Here is a 451-nt window from a genome sequence, read left to right on the forward strand (position 1 = left end):
CGATTACGCAGGCTTGAGTGAAGAAGAGCGTATGGAAATCATGGAAGATGAATTCCTGCCTCGTCCTGACCGGGTCATGACCAGTAGCCAGTACACTCTGGATGCCAAACTGGATCTGCCGATTGAAGACCTGGCCGGCGAGCACTTGCTGGTGGTTGGCCTCCAATATATTGACGGCGAACTGGAAGACGGCGTTTTTGGCATGGAAGACGGTGATGAAGGTAGTGGTGCTGTTTCCGATCACGAAATGTACTCACTGTTTGTCGAAGACAACTGGACTCCCATTACCCCTCTGACCATTACCGCGGGTATCCGTTACGACGACCACTCTCAGTTTGGCAGCAATACCAGCCCGCGCCTTTATGGTGTGTACGATGTACAGCCAGGCTGGACTGTTAAAGGTGGTGTCAGCACCGGTTACAAGACACCTAAAACCACTGACCTGTACGAT

1 protein-coding gene is annotated in these 451 nt (G+C 52.1%); it reads left to right on the forward strand.

Annotation, left to right across the window (positions count from 1 at the left end):
- A partial coding sequence (locus Q4563_RS16165) for a TonB-dependent receptor domain-containing protein (protein WP_303605202.1) occupies positions 1-451 on the forward strand: 451 nt, incomplete at both ends.

This window comes from Gilvimarinus sp. 1_MG-2023 (genome assembly GCF_030548285.1).